Source organism: Inquilinus sp. (genome assembly GCF_057815775.1).
This window is the reverse complement of sequence record NZ_JBYRFX010001205.1, coordinates 1-2,022: the sequence shown is the minus strand read 5'-3', so window position 1 is coordinate 2,022 and position 2,022 is coordinate 1. Positions and strand designations below refer to the sequence as shown.

The window sequence follows — 2,022 nt, the reverse complement described above, 5'->3', positions numbered from 1 at the left end:
CTTGGTCACCCCCGCCTCGCCCATCGCGGCCAGGCCGTAGAGGGAGGCCTTGCCCATCAGGCAGCCACGGGCGCCCAGCGCCACCGCCTTCAGGATGTCCTGGCCGGACTGCACGCCGCCATCGAACAGGATCTCGGTCTTGTCGCCGATCGCCTGGACGATGCCCGGCAGCGCCGAGATCGAGGATTGCGCGCCGTCGAGCTGGCGGCCGCCATGGTTGGAGACCACGACCGCGTCGGCGCCGGTCGAGGCCGCGATCTTCGCGTCATCCTCGTCCAGCACGCCCTTCAGGATCAGCTTGCCGGGCCAGATGCTGCGCACCCATTCGACATCCTTCCAGCTGAGCGACGCATCGAACTGGCTGGCGGTCCATTCCGACAGGGTCTTCAGGTTGCCCGCGCCCTTCACGTGCCCGTCCAGATTGCCGAAGCTGCGGCGCTTGCCGAACAGCACCTTCATCGCCCAGGACGGCTTGGTGGCGATGTCGATGGCGTTGCTGAGCGTCAGCCGCGGCGGCACGGCCAGGCCGTTTTTCAGGTCGCGATGGCGCTGGCCCTGGATCTGCAGGTCGAGCGTCAGCACCAGGGCCGAGCATTGCGCGGCGATGGCGCGTTCGATCAGCGATTTCGAGAAGCCGCGGTCGCGCATGACGTAGAGCTGGAACCAGAACGGCTTCTGCACCGCGCCGCGCACATCCTCGATCGAGCAGATCGACATGGTCGACAGGCAGAACGGGATGCCGAAGGCCTCGGCCGCTCGGGCGCCGTGGATTTCGCCATTGCCGTGGAACAGGCCGGTCAGGCCGGTCGGCGCGATCGCCAGCGGCATGGTCACGTCCTGGCCGAGGATCCTGGTCGCGACCGAGCGCTTGTCGACATCGATCATCACCCGCTGGCGCAGGCCGATGGCGGACAGGTCGGCGCGGTTGGCCCGCAGCGTCACCTCGTCATAGGAGCCGCGGTCGGCATAATCGAAGATGGCCCGCGGGATGCGGCGCTTGGCCAGGGCGCGGAGGTCCTGGATGTTGGTGATCGTCGGCATGCGCAGTCTTCTCGGGCAGGTTTGTTATGTCTGATAAATGCCACGGCCGCGCCTGTCACCCGCAATTCCGCCAAGGCATCGTTACACAGGCCGCATCTTTACACATTGCGGCGGCGACGCCAGGGTGGCGGCCATGAGCGACTCCCTCGACACCCGCCTGAACCGCGTCCTCGACGCCCTGCCCCGCAACTATGCCGGGCCCGGCGGTGCCGTGGCCGTGCTGCGCGAGGGCGAGGTGCTGGCCCGCCACGCCTGGGGCTGGGCCAATGCCGAGCGGCGCATCGCCTTCACGCCGCGCACGCTGTTCCGCATGTGCTCGATCACCAAGCAGTTCACCTGCGGCCTGCTGCTGGACGCCCTTCCCGACCCGTCGGTGCTGGATGGCGACGTGCGCGCCCGCCTGCCGCTGCTGCAGGGTGCGGCGCCGACCGCCCGCCACCTGGCGCATAACCAGTCCGGCCTGCGCGACTATTGGGCGGTGGCGATGCTGCACGGGTCGCCGGTCGAAGCGCCGTTCGGCGACACCGAGGCCGCGCGCGTGATCGCCGGCACCCGGACGCTGCAGTTCGCGCCGGGCACGCGCTATTCCTACGTCAACCAGAACTTCCGCATCCTGTCCGATGTGCTGGAGCAGCGGACCGGCCGCAGCTTCGCCGAGCTGCTGCGCAGCCGCATCTTCGACCGCGCCGGCATGAGCGGCGCGGTGCTGGCCGCCGACACCCGCGCCATGCCCGACGGCACCGAGGGCTATGAAGGCACCCAGGCCAGCGGCTTCCGCGCGGCCGAGAACCGCATCCTGTGGACCGGCGATGCCGGGCTGGGCGCCAGCCTGGACGACATGATCGCCTGGGAGCGCCACATCGATGCCTCCCGCGACGACCCCGAGGCGCTGTACAGCCGCCTGTCCGCCCCGGTCGGCTTCGCCGACGGCGCCCTCGCCCCCTATGGCTTCGGCCTCAGCCGGGGCAGTGAGTTCGGCCG

2 protein-coding genes are annotated in these 2,022 nt (G+C 69.7%); one reads left to right on the top strand and one right to left on the bottom strand.

The window, feature by feature from the left end; all coding sequences use genetic code 11:
• Positions 1-1,041: alpha-hydroxy acid oxidase (locus tag AC3XYG_RS42780; RefSeq protein ID WP_489146022.1), on the bottom strand; the 1,041-nt coding region annotated here is incomplete at its 3' end.
• A gap of 133 nt (positions 1,042-1,174) precedes the next feature.
• Here AC3XYG_RS42780 and AC3XYG_RS42775 point away from each other — a divergent pair.
• On the top strand, positions 1,175-2,022 hold an 848-nt coding region (locus AC3XYG_RS42775; protein WP_489146021.1), incomplete at its 3' end, for a serine hydrolase.